Origin of the sequence: Micromonospora sp. M71_S20 (genome assembly GCF_003664255.1) — a bacterium.
Taxonomy (GTDB): Bacteria; Actinomycetota; Actinomycetes; order Mycobacteriales; family Micromonosporaceae; genus Micromonospora.
Genome location: NZ_RCCV01000001.1, coordinates 320,606 through 337,008, shown reverse-complemented (window position 1 = coordinate 337,008; position 16,403 = coordinate 320,606). Strand labels below are relative to the sequence as shown.

Genomic DNA, 16,403 nt, shown 5'->3' with positions numbered 1-16,403 from the left:
GATCTACGTCTATCGTTACCTTCTCGTTACCTTCGATCGGCTCGGACGTGAAACATTGTCGTCGCGCCACGGGGGTGCGCGTCCGTTCACCCTGCGTGGCCTTCCTTGTATCTCGCAGAGGTGGGGTTGAAATGGCCGGGCACAGGGGCTTACGCCTGCTGACTCGTCCCGGACGCGTGGTCGCGACGGTCGCGGCGGCGTCTTTGGTGGCGGGGTTGTTGACGGGTTCGCCGGTATCGGCGAAACCCAAGGACGCTGAGGTGGCGAAGCCTCCGCCGACGTCGCCGGGACAGTCGGTCAAGGGCGTGAAGCCCTTGCCGACGCGGTTCGTGAAGCCGTCCGACGACGCCGCCACGACGTACCGCCCGTCGCGGACGACGTGGCCGAAGGCCGCCTCGGCGCAGGTGGAGCTGGCGGCACCGCAGGCGCTTTCGGCGTCGTCGGTCAAGGCGCGGGCGGCGGGTACCCCGGTGTGGGCGCAGTCGGTCGCGGCCAGGGACGGCAAGCACACCGGGCCAGGCCGGCTGACGGTCACCGTGGCCGACCGGAAGGCCACCGAGGCGGCCGGCGTCGACGGCGTGCTGCTGTCCGTGGTTCCGGACCGGGCGTCGGGCGCGGTGCGGGTCGGCGTCGACTACGCCGGGTTCGCGGAGGCGTTCGGCGGCAACTACGGATCCCGGCTCCGGCTGGTACGGCTGCCCGAGTGCGCGCTGACCACCCCGGAACTGGCCGCCTGCCGCACGGGCGAGCCGCTGTCGTCGACCAACGACGCGGCGGCCAGGACGGTCTCGGCGGAGGTGCCGATGGCCTCCTCCGGTACGAGCGCGCGCATGGTGCTCGCGGCGGTGGCCGGGGCCGGTGACGAGGGCGGCAAGGGTGGCACGTACGCCGCGACCGACCTGAAGCCGTCGGGTTCCTGGACTGGCGGCGGCAGCACCGGATCGTTCACGTACTCGTATCCCCTGACGGTTCCCCCGGCGGCGTCGGACCTGGTGCCGACCGTCGCCCTGTCCTACGACTCGGGCAGCGTCGACGGCCAGACGGCCTCCACCAACGCGCAGTCCTCGTGGGTGGGCGACGGCTGGTCCACGCCCCGTTCGTACGTCGAGCAGACCTTCGCGTCCTGCATGGACGACCCGGGCGGCAGCGCCTCGCCGGTCAAGACCTACGACCGCTGCTACGACGGGCCGATCCTGACCCTGTCGTTGAACGGTTCCTCGACGTCGCTGGTGTGGGACTCGGCCAAGAGCGTATGGAAGCCGGAGTCGGACAACGGTGAGGTCGTCACCCGCGTGACGAACTCGAACAACGGCAGCGGCACCTACAACACCGACTACTGGCGGGTGACCCTGCGCGGCGGCACCGTCTACGAGTTCGGCCGCAACCGGCTGCCGGGCTGGACGTCGAACAAGGCGGAAACGAAGTCGGTCGACCACAGTCCGGTGTACTCCCCGCACTCGGGAGACCCCTGCTACAACTCGGCCGGCTTCTCCTCGTCGGTCTGCACGATGGCCTACCGGTGGAACCTGGACTACGTCAAGGACGTCCACGGCAACGCCATGGCCTACTACTACAAGCAGGACACCAACCACTACGGCCGCAACAAGGGTGCCACCGACGTGTCCTACGTCCGGGACAGCTACCTGGCGCGGATCGACTACGGGTTCACCGACGGCAACGCCTACGGCACGGTGCCGAACCAGGTTGTGTTCAACACCGGCGACCGGTGTCTGGCCGGCACCTGCCAGCCGCTGAACTCGACGAACAAGGCGAACTGGCCGGACGTGCCGTTCGACCTGATCTGCGCCTCCGGCACCGACTGCGACAACTGGAGCCCGTCGTTCTTCTCCACTGTCCGGCTGACGTCGATCGAGACGCGGCAGTACAACGTCGGCACCTCGACCCACGAGAAGGTCGACTCGTACGCCCTCACCCACACGATGCCGCTCACCGGCGATGGGACGTCGCCGACGCTGTGGCTGTCGTCGGTTGCCCGGACCGGCCACGACACCAGCGCGGGCGGCTCGACCGAGCCGATCACCCTGCCGACGGTGTCGTTCACCGGCATCAAGCTGGCCAACCGGGTCGACACCGCCGGTGGTCTGCCGAACTTCTACCGGCAGCGCATCCACACGGTGACGACTGAGACCGGCTCGGTCATCTCACCCAGCTACGAACTGCCGGTGCCCTGTACCGCGCCGGTCACCACCGCACCGGCCAGCAACATGAAGTCGTGCTACCCGGTGTACTGGACCCCGGACGGCTACACGGCCCCGCACCTGGACTGGTTCCACAAGTACGCCGTCACCCGGGTCACCTCCACCGACCCGACCGGCGGGGCGCCGGCCCTGTCGACCAGCTACAGCTACCTCAGCGGCGCGGCCTGGCACTACGACGAGAACGAGGTCGTCAAGGCCAAGTACCGCACCTACGGGCAGTTCCGCGGCTACGCCAAGGTCCGCACCTTCAACGGTGACGGGACCAACGACCGCCGGACCCAGTCCGAGACCGCCTACTACCGTGGCATGAGCAAGAACAACAACACCACGGTGGTCAACCTGACCGACTCCGCCGGCGGCACCCACGAGGACGTCGACGAACTCGCCGGCAAGGAACTGGAGACCACGCAGTACCTCGGCGAGAACGGCCGAATCGACTCGTCGACCATCACCTCGTACTGGGTGTCGGGGGCCACTGCGACCCGTAGCCGTACTGGGCTGTCGGCGCTGACGGCGCAGTGGGTCGCGCCGCTGAAGACGTACACCCGTCAGGCGGTGACCAGTGGCGGCGTGCTCGCCTGGCGGTACACCGCCAGCGACAACAGCTATGACGCGAGCATCTCCAGCGCCACCTTCGGCGAGCTGAAGCACACCTATACCTACACGGTCCCGGTGGACGCCGCCTACAACCAGTGCACCAGCTACACCTACGCCCCGGTCAACGCGGGCAAGAATCTGGTCGGGCTGGTCAGCCAGACCGAGACGGTCTCGGTGGCCTGTGGCGGGTTCACTCAGGGGACTCCCGCCTCGGAGCCGGGCGGCGTGAACACGCTGACCGCCCCGGGAACGGTGAGCCGGCCGGCACAGGTCGTGAAGGTCGAACGCAACTTCTACGACGACCCGACCTTCGCCGCCACCTTCCCGCAGGCGACCGCCCCCACCGAGGGCAACGTCACGATGACCCAGCTCGCCAAGGACCACAGCTCCGGCGCCTACACCTGGCAGACCGACGAGAAGACGGTCTACGACTCCTTCGGCCGGGTGACCGGCTCCATCGACGCCGGAGGAAACCAGACCACCAGCGGGTTCACCATGAACAGCGTCAACCTGGTGACCGGCATGTCGACGACGAATGCGCTGAACCAGACCTCGTCGACCACGGTGAACCCGAGACGCGGCAGCATCCTCACCACCACCGACGCGAACAACGTGGTAAGCCGTCAGCAGTACGACGCGCTGGGGCGCAGCACTTCCGTGTGGCTGCACAACCGCGCGACCAGCAGCGCTGCCAATCACAAGTTCACCTACACCGTCTCGAATACGGGCGTCACGGCGGTGACGAGCCAAAAGCTGAACAAGAACAGCAACTACCAGACGTCGGTCACCATCTACGACGCGCTGTTGCGTAGCCGGCAGACCCAGGCGGTCACGCCACAGGGCGGCCGGATGATCACCGACACGTTCTACGACACCCGCGGCTGGACGAGGGCGTCGTACAACGGCTGGTGGGACAACGCGACCACGCCGACGGTGAGCACTCCGGTCTCGGCGGCGGACCTGGGCAAGCAGGTGCCCAACCAGACCTTCACGACGTACGACGGCCTCGGCCGCGCCGTCATCACCACTGCGGCCAAGAACGGCGTGACGGTCTCGACCACCACGACGGTGCACGGCGGCGACCGCACCACGGTCGTGCCGCCGGCCGGCGGAGTCGTCGCGGCGACCGTCACCGACGGGATCGGCCGCAAGAAGGAGTTGCACGAGTACAGCGCGCGTCCAACCGTGACCACCCCGACCGACACGTTCACCGGTAACTTCACGGTGACCGGCGGCACCGCCACGGTCAGCAAGTACGGTTACGACAGCCACGGCAACCAGTCCACGCTCACCGACGCCGACAACAACGTGTGGACCTCGACCTACAACCTGCTCGGCCAGGTCGTGGCGAAGTCCGACCCGGACGCCGGCGACAGCAGCATGGCCTACGACGCCAACGGCAATCTTGTCGAGTCCACCGACGGCCGCAACAAGACCCTGTCGTTCACCTACGACGCCCTCGACCGCAAGACCGGCGAGTACGCTGCCACGGTGGCCAACCAGTCGGCGACGAACCAGCGCGCCGCGTGGATCTACGACAACAGCAACGCCGTCGCCGGGGTCACCAACGCCGTCGGCAAGCTCACCACCACCATCGCCTACCGTGGCGGACAGGCGTACACCAGTCAGCAGAAGGCGTTCGACGTCTTCGGCAACAGCCTCGGGCAGACGGTCACCATTCCCGGCGCCGAAGGCGACCTCGGTGGTTCCTACGTCTTCGGGCACACTTACGAGCCGGTAGTGGGCCTGCCGCTGAGCGACACCTACCCGGCGAAGGGCAGCCTGCCCGCCGAGACCGTGTTCCGCGGCTACATCGGCGTGCTGGACCTGCCCAGTTCCCTCAACGGTCTGGGAGGCTACGCCAAGGAGGTCAGCTACGACGCGTGGGGCCGGGTCAACCAGCAGAAGATCGGCTCCGCCACCAGCTTCGCTGCCGTCACCAACACCTACGACACGCACACCAGCCGGCTGACCAACCAGCTCGTCACCCGCTCCACGGCGACTCCGACCAACGTCGACGAGCAGGAGTACACGTACGACCTTGCCGGCAACATCACCCGCAAGACCAGCAAGCGCCTCGGGGCCGCCACGCCGGCGGAGACGCAGTGCTACGGCTACGACGGTCTGGCCCGGCTTACCGAGGCTTGGACCGCCACCGACGCCTGCGCGGTCACCCCCACCCTCACCAACAAGGCCATGGTCGGCAACGCCATCGCCGGCAGCGCCTACTGGACCAGTTGGACGGTCGACGCGATCGGCAACCGCACCGAGCAGGTCGAGCACAACCTCGGCAGCGGCAGCGACACCAAGACCACCTACATCTACGACGGCAACGGCCAGAACAAGCCCCACACCCTCACCTCGACCAGCACGACCGGTGGGGCGACCGGCTCCACGTCCTACACGTACGACGCCGCAGGCAACACCACCGGCCGCAACGCCGCCCAGGGCAACCAGGCCCTCACCTGGGACGACGCCGGCAAGCTGACCGGGGTCACCGGCGGCACCAGCGGCAACAACACCTTCGTGTACGACGCCGACGGCAACCTGCTGCTCCAGAAGGAACCGGGCAAGACCACCCTGTACCTACCCGGGCAGCAGTTGACGCTCAACACCAGCACCAACACGATCGACGGGGACCGCTACTACAGCCTCCCCGGTGGTGGCAGCTGTATTCGCTCGGGCAGCGGTACGGCGTACACCTTCGCCATCGCCGACCACCAGGGCACCCCGTCGCTCTACCTCGACAACACGGCCCAGAACCCGACGTGGAGGCAGTACACGCCTTACGGCGCGGCTCGCGGAGCAGCGGTCACCGGACCCGACAACCGGGGCTTCCTGAACAAGCCGATGAGCCCGACCGGACTCACCATCGTCGGCGCCCGCGCCTACGACCCGGCCATTGGCCGCTTCGCCTCCGTCGACCCGCTACAGGACACCGGCCAACCCCAGCAGTGGAACGGCTACTCGTACGCCAACAACACGCCGGTTACCTCCAGCGACCCGACCGGCATGATCCCGGACGACTGCCGTCACTTCGACTGCTACGGGTACGATCCTCGGCCGCTCAAGGACGGCGACGGTCGTGGCGCTGGCGGTTGCCCTGGGGGTTGCGGTACCAAGAAAAACAAGGACTGGGGCAAGAAGAATAATAAGTCCAGCACGAAGCCCCGGTTGAACCGGGGCAGAGGAGGTGCTCGGGAGAGGGTTACGAAGACAGACAACGCCAGTCTCATCCTCGCGCTGATTCAAAAGCAGCGCGCTTTTCTGAAATATGCCGCGGCGACGGCGGCGCGACCGACGCCAGCGCCGGCTCCCGGACCGGCAGTGCCCGACCCGGGCGGTTACGACCCCTGGTGCGACCAGAATCCGGGGAAGTGCGGCGGTTGGCAATTTTCGCACCACACCGAGTGGGACACGAGTAAATGGCATGACTCTTGGTGGAACCGGTTCGGGCTGAATAAGTGGCTTCTCTCGGGTGCCATGGGCGGGCTGAAGGGATGCGGTGGATGTGTCGGTGCAGCATTCGTCCTCGGCTCGATCAAGGAGCGCTCCTTCCAGTATCGTACGCGCGAGAGGGTCGAGCGCCGCTGGGTGGGCGGACGCGAGAGTGGTCGCTGGGAGTACCGTTCGACAGAAACTGAGGAGCAGATTCGGGAACGTTGGGTCTTTGAAGCAAACAGTAAAAACGGATTTGCTGTCGTCACGGATTGGAAAGAGGATAATACCTATTACCAAGGCAGCTAAAACGGGACCTGCCCGCCGGGGGAGGCTGTTCTTGATGCTCACATGGGTCCTCGCTTGCGTCGGTATGGCGGCGGCGGCGATTTTCCCGTTCCTCGTGGTCATTGGGCAGAGTACTATCTGGACATTTTTGCTAGGGTGGCCGTTAGGTTACCTCTTGGCCTGGATTGTCGCCAAGCGCAGAGGGCTGAGCGACCGCAACCGGCGCCGAGTGCTCAGCTGGGGCGTCCTGGCGATCTTTATTGTCATGTTCGTCGACGATTCTGATTAGGGCGCGCGAAAGGTGGGGGGCTGGCCGCTCGAAGCGATGGCCTCCCACCTTTCCGCCGAGCCTCATGCGGACAGCGCTGATGCCAGTACTCACTCTGTAAGGGTGCGGGTCGAAGGCCGGCGGCCGGCCGCCTTTGGATCCCTGAACTCGCCGATAGGCGTCCTGGTCGGCCTTGCTCGGGATCGTCGCGTCGATCTCACGCGGACGTAAGTAGGCCCGGATCGCTCTCAACGTGTACGCCTTGTCGGGCAGTACCCGATCGGGGCGAGTGCTCGGTCGGCCGATCGTCAGCCGTGGAACGCGGATGGTCGCCAGGGCCGGGAGGACTGCGGACTGTCGCCCCGGTGGCCGGTGGCCGGTGGTCAGTGCGATGGCGAGCGGTTTCTGGCCATGTTCGCAGCCCAGGTGCAGCTTCGTGGTCAACCCGTCGCGGGAGCGGTCGATCGCGTGATCAGCAAACTCGACGGTGACGCCGCCGGGTGGTTCAGCCTGCAGATCCCCCTTCTCCTCGCCCCGGCGGCATGTGATGGGCGCGGGCGCTGGTCGAGTCCACCGACACGCAGGTGATCCTGCCGGCCGCGTCGGCAAGGGTCGAGCGGATCTCGCTGTGGGGTTGGGTCCGCCTTCGGTCGGTGAAACTCGTGAAGGATCCTTGTGGAACCGCGCGGCAACATTGAACATATTTTCGTGCGCAGAGACTATGGTCGATACCTGTCCGGGCTGGCGTTGGTGGCGGCGCTGGCGCTCGGCGCGGCCCTCCCCACGGCCGCCCCCGCCTCCCGGCCCGCCGGGCCGGAGGCTGCGCCGGACACCGTGCCGGTCGCCGCCCAGGCGGCCTGCGTGACCGATCCGGCCACCCCGAAGCGGCAGCTGCGCGGGATGTGGATCGCCAGCGTGGCCAACATCGACTGGCCCAGCCGCACCGGGCTCACCCCCGCCGCCCAGCAGGCGGAGTACCGGGGCTGGCTCGACCTGGCCAAGCAGCGGCGGATGAACGCCGTCGTCGTGCAGATCCGTCCCGCCGCCGACGCGTTCTGGCCGTCGACCTACGAGCCCTGGTCGCAGTGGCTCACCGGCACCCAGGGCGGCAATCCCGGCTACGACCCGCTGGCCTTCATGGTGGCCGAGGCGCACGCGCGCAACCTCGAGTTCCACGCCTGGTTCAACCCGTACCGGGTGGCGAACCACACCGACCTCAGCAAGTTGGCGGCCGGCCACCCGGCCCGCAAGAACCCGGGCTGGACTGTCACCTACGGCGGACACATCTACTACAACCCCGGCATCCCCGCCGTCCGCGCCTTCGTGCAGGACGCGATGATGGACGCCGTGCGCCGCTACGACATCGACGCGGTGCACTGGGACGACTACTTTTACCCGTACCCGGTCAGCGGGGTGGCCTTCCCCGACCAGGCCACCTACGCCCAGTACGGCGCCGGCTTCAGCAACATCGGCGACTGGCGGCGCAACAACGTCAACCTGCTGGTCCGGGAGATGCGCGACAAGATCCGGGCGGCCAAGCCGTGGGTCAAGCTCGGCGTCAGCCCGTTCGGCATCTGGCGCAACGCCGGCACCGACCCGCTCGGCTCGCGCACCACCGGCCTCCAGTCGTACGACGCGATCTACGCCGACACCCGCCGCTGGGTGCGTCAGGGCTGGGTCGACTACATCGCCCCGCAGGTCTACTGGCACATCGGCCACCCGGCGGCCGACTACGCCGAGCTGGTCCGCTGGTGGTCCGAGACGGTGACCGGCACCGACGTGCAGCTGCTCGTCGGGCAGGCCACCTACCGCGCCGGGGCGTCCGGGCAGGACGCCGCCTGGCAGGACCCGGCCGAGCTGACCGATCACCTGACGCTTAACCGCAGCCACCCGAGGATCGTCGGCGACATCCACTTCAGCGCCAAGGACGTCCGCGCCGACCGCATCGGCGCCGTCTCCCGGGTGGCGACCGACCACTACCGCCGCCCGGCGCTCGCACCCGCCGGGGTGGGCGGCGCCGCGCCCGCCGCGCCGAACCTCACCTCGGCGGCACGCGGCACCGGCGGCGTGACCCTCACCTGGCAGCGCGGCGCCACCGGCAGCACGGCCGCGTACGCGGTGTACCGGCTGCCCGGCGACGGCGCGGTCGACGCCTGCGACCTGGCCGACGCCCGGCACCTGCTCGGCACGGTCCGCGCCTCGGGCACGACCGGGACGTTCACCGACGCGACCGCCGCGGCCGGCTCGACGTACCGCTACCTGGTGACGGCGCTGGACCAGCTGCACCACGAGAGCCCCGCCAGCAACGCGCGGGTGGTCAGCGGCAGTGGCGGCACGTTCAGTGTGATCGTGGACAACGCCACGGCCGGCGGCTTCACGGCCGCCAGCACCTGGGGCACGTCGTCGTACCTGCCGGCGCGCTACGGCGCCAACTACCGCTTCGCCAACCCGCAGGCGGTCAGCGACCCGGCCTGGTTCAGCGCGACGCTGCCCGCCACCGGCTCGTACCGCGTCGAGGTGTGGTACCCGGCCGATCCCGGCTACAACAGCGCCACGCCGCACCTGGTGGCGACGGCGAACGGGAACGTGACCGTCACCGTCGACCAGCGCGGCGGCGGCGGCCAGTGGCGGGTGCTGGGCACCTACGACCTCGCCGCCGGGACGCGCCAGGTCGTCGGGGTCAGCCGCTGGACCAGCACCCAGGGGTACGTCGTCGCCGACGCTGTCCGGATCACCCGACTCTGAGCCGAGCCGACAGAGAACCGATGGTCGGAGATTGGTAGGAATCGGCCCCTCCAGGGGTCGATTCCTACCAAGATCTTCCGTGCGGTCGGTCGTCGCCCCGGCTGGTCGTCGGGGATGGGGCTCCTGGTCGTGCTACACGGTCTGAGGGCGTGTGCTGACTGACGCCCGGCTCAGTCGCGGCGCAGCCAGAGCACGCCGAGCGGGGGCACCCGCAGCGCGGCGGAGGCGGGCATCCCGTGCCACGGCACGTCCTCGGCGTGCACGGCGCCGAGGTTGCCCACGCCCGAGCCGCCGTAGTGGTGGGCGTCGGTGTTGAGCACCTCCGCCCACGTGCCGCCCGCCGGCAGCCCCACCCGGTAGTCCTCCAGCGGCCGGGCGGAGAAGTTCGCCACGCAGACCAGGGTCGCGCCGTCGGGGGCGATCCGGACGAACGAGACGGTGTTGTTGGCGACGTCGTCGCCGGCGATCCAGCGGAAGCCGGCCGGCTCGGTGTCCTGCGCCCAGAGCGCCGGGGTGTCCCGGTAGACGCGGTTCAGGTCGCCGACGAGCCGCTGCACCCCGGCGCGGGCCGGGTCGTGCAGCAGGTACCAGTCGAGGCCGCGCTCTTCGCTCCACTCCCGGTCGTCGGCCAGCTCGCAGCCCATGAAGAGCAGCTGCTTGCCCGGGTGCGCCCACATGTACGCCAGCAGGGCGCGCACGTTGGCCAGCCGCTGCCAGGTGTCGCCGGGCATCTTGCCCGCGAGGGAGCCCTTGCCGTGCACCACCTCGTCGTGGCTGATCGGCAGCACGTAGTTCTCGCTCCAGGCGTACGCCAGGGAGAACGTGAGCTGATGGTGGTGGTGCTGTCGGTAGACCGGGTCCTTCGAGGTGTAGAGCAGGGTGTCGTGCATCCAGCCCATGTTCCACTTGAACCCGTACCCGAGCCCGCCGGCGTCGGTCGACCGGGTGACCCCCGGCCAGGCGGTGGACTCCTCGGCGATCAGCACCACCCCGGCGTGGTGCTTGTAGACCGTCGCGTTCACCTCCTGCATGAACGCGATGGCCTCCAGGTTCTCCCGGCCGCCGTAGCGGTTGGGCAGCCACTGCCCCTCCTGCCGGGAGTAGTCCAGGTAGAGCATCGAGGCCACGGCGTCCACCCGCAGCCCGTCGACGTGGAACTGCTCGCACCAGTAGAGCGCGTTGGCGACCAGGAAGTTGCGCACCTCAGGGCGGCCGAAGTCGAAGACGTACGTGCCCCAGTCGGGGTGCTCGCCCCGGCGCGGGTCGGGGTGCTCGTAGAGGGCGGTGCCGTCGAAGCGGGCCAGCGCCCACTCGTCCTTGGGGAAGTGCGCCGGCACCCAGTCCAGGATCACGCCGATCCCGGCGGCGTGCAGGGCGTCCACGAGGTGACGGAACTCGTCGGGGTCGCCGAAGCGGGACGTCGGGGCGTAGTAGCCGGTGACCTGGTAGCCCCAGGAGCCGCCGAACGGGTGCTCCATCACGGGCAGGAACTCCACGTGGGTGAAGCCCAGCTCGGTGACGTACGCGGTCAGCTGCTCGGCCAGTTCCCGGTAGCCCAGCCCGGGGCGCCACGAGCCGAGGTGCACCTCGTAGACGCTCATCGGCTCCTGGTGCGGCTGCCGGCGGGCCCGCCGCGACAGCCAGTCGGCGTCGCCCCACTCGTACGTCGAGTGGTGCACCACCGAGGCGGTGGCCGGCGGCACCTCCGCGTACGCCGCAAGGGGGTCGGCCTTGTCCCGCCACTGCCCGTCGGCGCCCAGGATCCGGTACTTGTAGCGGGCGCCCGCCCCGACGCCCGGGACGAACAGCTCCCACACCCCGCTGCCGCCCAGCGAGCGCATCGGCCAGCCGTCGTCCGGCGCCCAGCCCGCGAAGTCCCCGACCACCCGGACCCCGCGTGCGTTCGGCGCCCAGACGGTGAACGCCACGCCCTCGTCGAAGACCCGGGCGCCGAGCGCCTCCCAGAGCCGCTCGTGCCGGCCCTCGCCGATCAGGTGCAGGTCCAGCTCGCCCAGCGTGGGCGGGTAGCGGTACGGGTCGTCGTGGCTGCGGCCGTCGACCTCGACGCGGTAGTCGAGCACCTCGCCCTCGACCTCCGCCTCGAACACGCCGACGTCGTGCACCCGCCGCATCCGGTGCCGCTCGCCGTCGACGACGAGGGCGACGTCGGCGGCGCCCCGACGCAGCGTCCGGACGACCGTCCGCCCGTCGGCCGGGTGTGCGCCGAGAACGGCGTGCGGGTCGTGCGTGGCGCCGGCGATCAGCTGGTCCATCGGTCGTCGTCCTTCTGGGCGGGAGCGGTGGGGGCGGTGCCGCCCGAGAGGTCGTCGGGAACGTCGGCGACGGTCAGGTCCGGCGCCCCGCTGGCCGACGCCGGGCCGGCGGTGGGATCGGGGGTCGGCCGGCGCACGGTCAGCACGTGCACCGGTTGCAGGTACGGGTCGAGGCGCACGGCGTTGCGCTGCCCCCAGTCGTAGCTGGTGCCGGTCAGCTCGTCGCGCACCGTGAACCGGTCGTGCCAGTCCAGTCCGAGCGCGGGCATGTCCAGCGTGGTGTTGCCCCACTGCACGCCCTGCGGGTCGAACGAGCAGATCACGAGGACCGTGTTGCCCGTGTCCGGGTCGTGCTTGGACCAGCAGAGCAGCGCCGGGTTGTCGATCTCGTGGAAGACCAGGTTGCGCAGCTGGTGCAGGGCCGGGTTCTCCCGGCGTACCCGGTTGAGCACCGCGATGAACGGCGCCAGCGAGCGGCCCTGCGCCTGCGCGCCGGCCCAGTCCCGGGGGCGCAGCTCGTACTTCTCGTTGTCGAGGTACTCCTCGGCGCCGGGGCGGGCGGTGTGCTCGAACAGCTCGTAGCCGGCGTACATGCCCCAGGAGGGGGAGAGCAGCGCGGCCAGCACCGCCCGGATCTTGAACATCGGCGGGCCGCCGTGCTGCAACGACTCGTGCAGGATGTCCGGCGTGTTCGGCCAGAAGTTGGGCCGCATGTAGTCGGCCGCCTCGACCAGTTCCTCGCAGTACGCCCGCATCTCGGCCGCCGACGTGCGCCAGGTGAAGTACGTGTACGACTGGGTGAAGCCGATCTTGCCCAGCCCGTGCATGATCGCCGGGCGGGTGAACGCCTCGGCGAGGAAGAGCACGTCCGGGTCGACCTTCTTCACCTCGGCGATCAGCCAGTGCCAGAAGTCGAACGGCTTGGTGTGCGGGTTGTCCACCCGGAAGATCCGGATGCCCTCGCCGACCCAGTGCAGCACCACCCGCAGGACCTCGGCCCGGATGCCCTCCGGGTCGTTGTCGAAGTTGACGGGGTAGATGTCCTGGTACTTCTTCGGCGGGTTCTCCGCGTACGCGATGCTGCCGTCGGCCCGGGTGGTGAACCACTCCGGGTGCTCGGTCACCCACGGGTGGTCCGGCGCGCACTGCAACGCCAGGTCCATCGCCACCTCGAGGCCCTGCTCGGCGGCGGCGGCGACGAAGTCGCGGAAGTCCTCCGGCGTACCCAGGTCGGGGTGGATCGCGTCGTGGCCGCCCTCGGCGGCGCCGATGGCCCACGGCGAGCCGACGTCGTCGGGCCCGGCGGTGAGCGCGTTGTTGCGGCCCTTGCGGTTGACCCGGCCGATCGGGTGGATGGGCGGCAGGTAGAGCACGTCGAAGCCCATCGCCGCGACGCCCGGCAGGCGCTCGACGGCGGTGGCGAACGTGCCGGAGCGCGCCGGCGCGTCGACGGTGGCCGGGATCGCCCCCTCCGAGCGGGGGAAGAACTCGTACCAGGCGGAGAAGAGCGCCCGCCGGCGGTCCACCCAGAGGCGGTGCTCGTCGCCGACGGTGACCAGCTCCCGGACCGGGTGCTCCCAGAGCAGGGCGGCCAGCTCCAGCGCCGGTGCGACCCGCCGGGGCAGCTCCCTTTCGGCGTCGCCCAGCGCCGCCACCGCCGCGCGGACCCGCCCCGCGTCGCCGGCCGGCACCAGCTCGACGGCGGCGGTCAGCACCCGGGCGCCCTCGGCGAGGTCGTTGGCCAGGTCCTCCGGTCCCTGCCCGGCGGCGATCTTCTTGGTGACCGCGTTCTGCCAGGTCAGGTACGGGTCCTGGAACGCCTCCACCGTGAAGGTCCACTCGCCGACCGCGTCGGGGCGGATCACGGCGTGCCAGCGGTCCTGCCCCGGCTCGCCGGGGCGCATCCGGGTGAACGGCCGCGCCCGCCCGTCGGGGCCGCGCCAGACCACGTTGCAGCCGAGCGCGTCGTGCCCCTCGCGGTAGGCGCGGGCCGACACCGGCACCGGCTCGTCGACCACCGCCTTGGCCGGGTAGCGACCGCAGGAGACGACGGGGGAGACGTCTTCGATCGGGAACCGTCCAGTCACCGGTTCAACCTACTGCGCGAGATCCTTTCGCGCGCGGCCAAGCACCCCATCGCCCTCCCTCCTCACTTGTTCGGAGAGGTCCGGTCAGGGGCTTGGCGGACACCTGGTGCCCGCAGCCGCTCAGGGGCGCGGCGGCTGGCGGGCGTGGGTAGTGGCGGCCGTGGGTAGTGGCGGCGTAGATCTTGGTACGAAATGGCCCCGTGCGGGGCCGTTTCCTGCCAAGATCTACTGCTGTCCCGAGCTTCGGAACGCTATGCCCCGCCGGTGGAAGATCGGGGTTCAGGCGGGCGGTTCGGGCGCCACGAACGAGCCCTTGCCCTGCCTGGTCACGATCCAGCCTCTCTCCTCCAGGATCCGCAGCGCGTATCGCACGGGCCAGGCGCTCGATTGGTACTGCTCGCGCATCTCGGCGATAGACGGCAGCTTGTCGCCGGGCTGAAGGGTGCCCGCGCGGATCGAGGCCGTGACGTCGGCGATTATCTGCTCATACAGCGGTGCTTGCGGCATGGTGGCGCCACCTCTCGTCAGCGAACCGATCTTCGCACCCGGAGTGACGCGCCGTGCATGCTCTGTTGACTGTGAAGGCAGTGCCTTCTAAGTTGAGATGACAGGGGTTCTCTCGTCAGCAGCGGAGGCCCCCAGGCCAGGCGAGGGAACGCGGAGCGTCCTCGCCGCCCGACCCGCCCTGATCCACACCGCACGCTTCGCGCACCTCGTTCTGACCGCACGTTTCGTACTCACCCGCAAGGAGGCTCACCATGCAGGAGCGTCCGCATGACGGGCCGCTGCCGGCGGCACACCAGGTCCCGGGTGCCCGCGCTCGGCACCCCGACGGGGATCAGGTGCCCTGTCCGCCCCGCCCGCAGCGCGCGCCGCTCACCCGTCGCCAGTACGCCTACGGCATCACGGTGACGCTGCTCGTACTCGTGCTCGTCGCGGCCGGGATCCTGCGGTGAGCGGGACGGGCCGGCGGGTGACCGGCCTGCCGGTGGGCCGGCGGGTCGCCCAGTGGCGGGTACGGCGCAACATGACCCAGCAGCAGTTCGCCGACCGTCTCGGCAAGTCGAAGAGCTGGGTGGACAAGGTCGAGCGCGGAGTGCGCCCACTGGAACGGATGTCCAACCTGCGGGAGGTCGCCGAGGTGCTGCGGATCGACATGGAGGTTCTGCTCGCGGAGCGGATCGGGCAACCGGACGTCGCCGTTGCCGGTGTGGCGCGGATCCGGGCCGCCCTGGCCCGCTACCACGTCGAGGCGTCGTCCCGGCCGCCCGACGTCGCGAAGGTGCGGGCCCGCCTCGATCATGCCGAGCAGAGCTACCGGCACGCCCGGTATCCGATCCTGCTCGGCCTGCTGCCCGGGTTGCTCGACGCCGCCCGCGAGGCGCGGGTTGCCCGCCCCGGCCGGGCTGCCGACGAGCTGCTGGTGTCCGCGTACGGGCTCGTCGCCCTGGTGCTGGTCAAGGTCGGTCAGGGAGAGTTGGCGTGGCTGGCCGCCGACCGGGGGATGGCCGTGGCGCTGACCACGGACGACGCGCGGCTGGCCGCCGTTGCCACCGTACCGCTGAGTCAGGCGTTGCGGGCCGTCGGTCGGCGGCGCTCCGCGATGGAGACGGCGCTCGTGGCCGCCCGCCGTCTCCCGCCGCGCGAGTCGGCCGAGGGTGCCCTGTCGCCGGGCGGTGACGGTGCCCCGTCGCTGCGCGTGACGTTGCTGCTCCAGGCGGCGCTCGCCGCTGCCAGCCGGGGAGACGAGCGCCGGGTGGCTGGCCTGCTCGACCAGGCCGCGGTAGCGGTCGGCGGCGGCTTCGGCCGGGCGTCGGTCGAGGCGGCGCGGGTGGTGGCCGAGGCCGCCGTCGGAGACGTGCAGGCGGCGACGGTACGGCACGAGCGGCTGGTCTGCGGTGAGCAGTGGCGGTGGCTGCAGCCCGAGCACCGGGCGGCGTACCTGCTCGACGTGGCCCGCGTACATGCTCTCGCCGGCGACATGGTCCGGGCGGGGCGGGCGCTGCTGGACGCCGAACGCACCGCGCGCAGCGAGGTGCACGACCGGCCGGCGGTGCGCGACCTGGTCGCCACCGTGGCCCGGTACGCCGCCGCTCCCACCGGCCTGGCCCGCCTCGCTGCCGCCCTGCACGTCACCTGAGGCTGCCTCGTGGCCTGCCCGAAACCCCCGACACGTATCGGTTGTATTACCTGGTAGAGGGGGGCGTCATGAAACTCAACAGCAAGGGCCAGGTCACGATCCCGGCCGCGTTGCGGGCCCGACACGGGCTGCACGAGGGCGACGAGGTCGACGAGGTCGACGTCGTGGAGGAGGGCGGTGCGCTGCGGATCGTCCGGGTGAGTGGCGCGGAGACCAGGGGTCAGCGCCTGGTCCGGCACATGCGCGGTCGCGGCGGTGCGAAGCAGACCAGCGGAATGTCCACCGACGAGCTGATGGAGCTGCTACGTGGGGAGTGAGCGTCTCCGCGCGCTGGCACCGCGGTCCGCC

The 16,403-nt window shown here is 70.0% G+C and carries 9 protein-coding genes; 6 read left to right on the top strand and 3 right to left on the bottom strand.

The window, feature by feature from the left end:
* The first annotated feature begins 131 nt into the window (after nt 1-131).
* From DER29_RS01530 to DER29_RS01520, 3 genes are all read left to right on the top strand, one after another.
* Nucleotides 132-6,563: an RHS repeat-associated core domain-containing protein gene (locus tag DER29_RS01530; protein ID WP_233599611.1), complete on the top strand. Its 6,432-nt coding sequence runs from the start codon at nt 132-134 to the stop codon at nt 6,561-6,563.
* A 34-nt stretch (nt 6,564-6,597) separates the two neighbouring features.
* Entirely contained in the window at nt 6,598-6,831 is a 234-nt protein-coding gene (locus tag DER29_RS01525) for a hypothetical protein (protein WP_121395630.1), read from the top strand.
* 879 nt (nt 6,832-7,710) lie between these two features.
* Nucleotides 7,711-9,555: a family 10 glycosylhydrolase gene (locus DER29_RS01520; RefSeq protein WP_121398911.1), complete on the top strand. Its 1,845-nt coding sequence runs from the start codon at nt 7,711-7,713 to the stop codon at nt 9,553-9,555.
* 170 nt (nt 9,556-9,725) lie between these two features.
* On the opposite strand, the gene glgB is transcribed toward DER29_RS01520, so the two are convergent.
* The 3 genes from glgB to DER29_RS01505 form a co-directional block, all read right to left on the bottom strand.
* The gene (gene glgB, locus DER29_RS01515) at nt 9,726-11,828 is read right to left on the bottom strand and encodes a 1,4-alpha-glucan branching protein GlgB (RefSeq protein ID WP_121395628.1); all 2,103 of its coding nucleotides are present in this window, start codon (nt 11,826-11,828) and stop codon (nt 9,726-9,728) included.
* Nucleotides 11,816-13,915, bottom strand: a complete 2,100-nt coding sequence (locus DER29_RS01510) for an alpha-1,4-glucan--maltose-1-phosphate maltosyltransferase (RefSeq protein WP_121395626.1) — start codon at nt 13,913-13,915, stop codon at nt 11,816-11,818. The genes glgB and DER29_RS01510 overlap by 13 nt, the downstream gene beginning before the upstream one ends.
* 279 nt (nt 13,916-14,194) lie before the next feature.
* On the bottom strand, nt 14,195-14,422 hold the full coding sequence (locus DER29_RS01505) for a winged helix-turn-helix domain-containing protein (RefSeq protein ID WP_121395625.1): 228 nt from the start codon (nt 14,420-14,422) through the stop codon (nt 14,195-14,197).
* 251 nt (nt 14,423-14,673) lie between these two features.
* Here DER29_RS01505 and DER29_RS01500 point away from each other — a divergent pair, with 251 nt between their 5' ends.
* From DER29_RS01500 to DER29_RS01490, 3 genes are all read left to right on the top strand, one after another.
* Nucleotides 14,674-14,871: a hypothetical protein gene (locus DER29_RS01500; RefSeq protein WP_121395623.1), complete on the top strand. Its 198-nt coding sequence runs from the start codon at nt 14,674-14,676 to the stop codon at nt 14,869-14,871.
* Nucleotides 14,868-16,055 carry a helix-turn-helix domain-containing protein gene (locus DER29_RS01495; RefSeq protein ID WP_233599610.1) on the top strand — a complete coding sequence of 396 codons (1,188 nt, stop codon included), beginning with the start codon at nt 14,868-14,870 and terminating at the stop codon, nt 16,053-16,055. The genes DER29_RS01500 and DER29_RS01495 overlap by 4 nt, the downstream gene beginning before the upstream one ends.
* Before the next feature lie 68 nt (nt 16,056-16,123).
* Entirely contained in the window at nt 16,124-16,372 is a 249-nt protein-coding gene (locus DER29_RS01490) for an AbrB/MazE/SpoVT family DNA-binding domain-containing protein (protein WP_121395621.1), read from the top strand.
* Nucleotides 16,373-16,403 lie beyond the last annotated feature (31 nt).

Excerpts from the sequence above, each read along its gene's own strand:
- DER29_RS01525 (WP_121395630.1), top strand. The coding sequence starts at position 6,598 with ATGCTCACATGGGTCCTCGCTTGCGTCGGTATGGCGGCGGCGGCGATT.
- glgB (WP_121395628.1), bottom strand. The coding sequence starts at position 11,828 with ATGGACCAGCTGATCGCCGGCGCCACGCACGACCCGCACGCCGTTCTC.
- DER29_RS01490 (WP_121395621.1), top strand. The coding sequence starts at position 16,124 with ATGAAACTCAACAGCAAGGGCCAGGTCACGATCCCGGCCGCGTTGCGG.
- DER29_RS01530 (WP_233599611.1), top strand. The coding sequence starts at position 132 with ATGGCCGGGCACAGGGGCTTACGCCTGCTGACTCGTCCCGGACGCGTG.
- DER29_RS01500 (WP_121395623.1), top strand. The coding sequence starts at position 14,674 with ATGCAGGAGCGTCCGCATGACGGGCCGCTGCCGGCGGCACACCAGGTC.
- DER29_RS01520 (WP_121398911.1), top strand. The coding sequence starts at position 7,711 with ATGTGGATCGCCAGCGTGGCCAACATCGACTGGCCCAGCCGCACCGGG.
- DER29_RS01505 (WP_121395625.1), bottom strand. The coding sequence starts at position 14,422 with ATGCCGCAAGCACCGCTGTATGAGCAGATAATCGCCGACGTCACGGCC.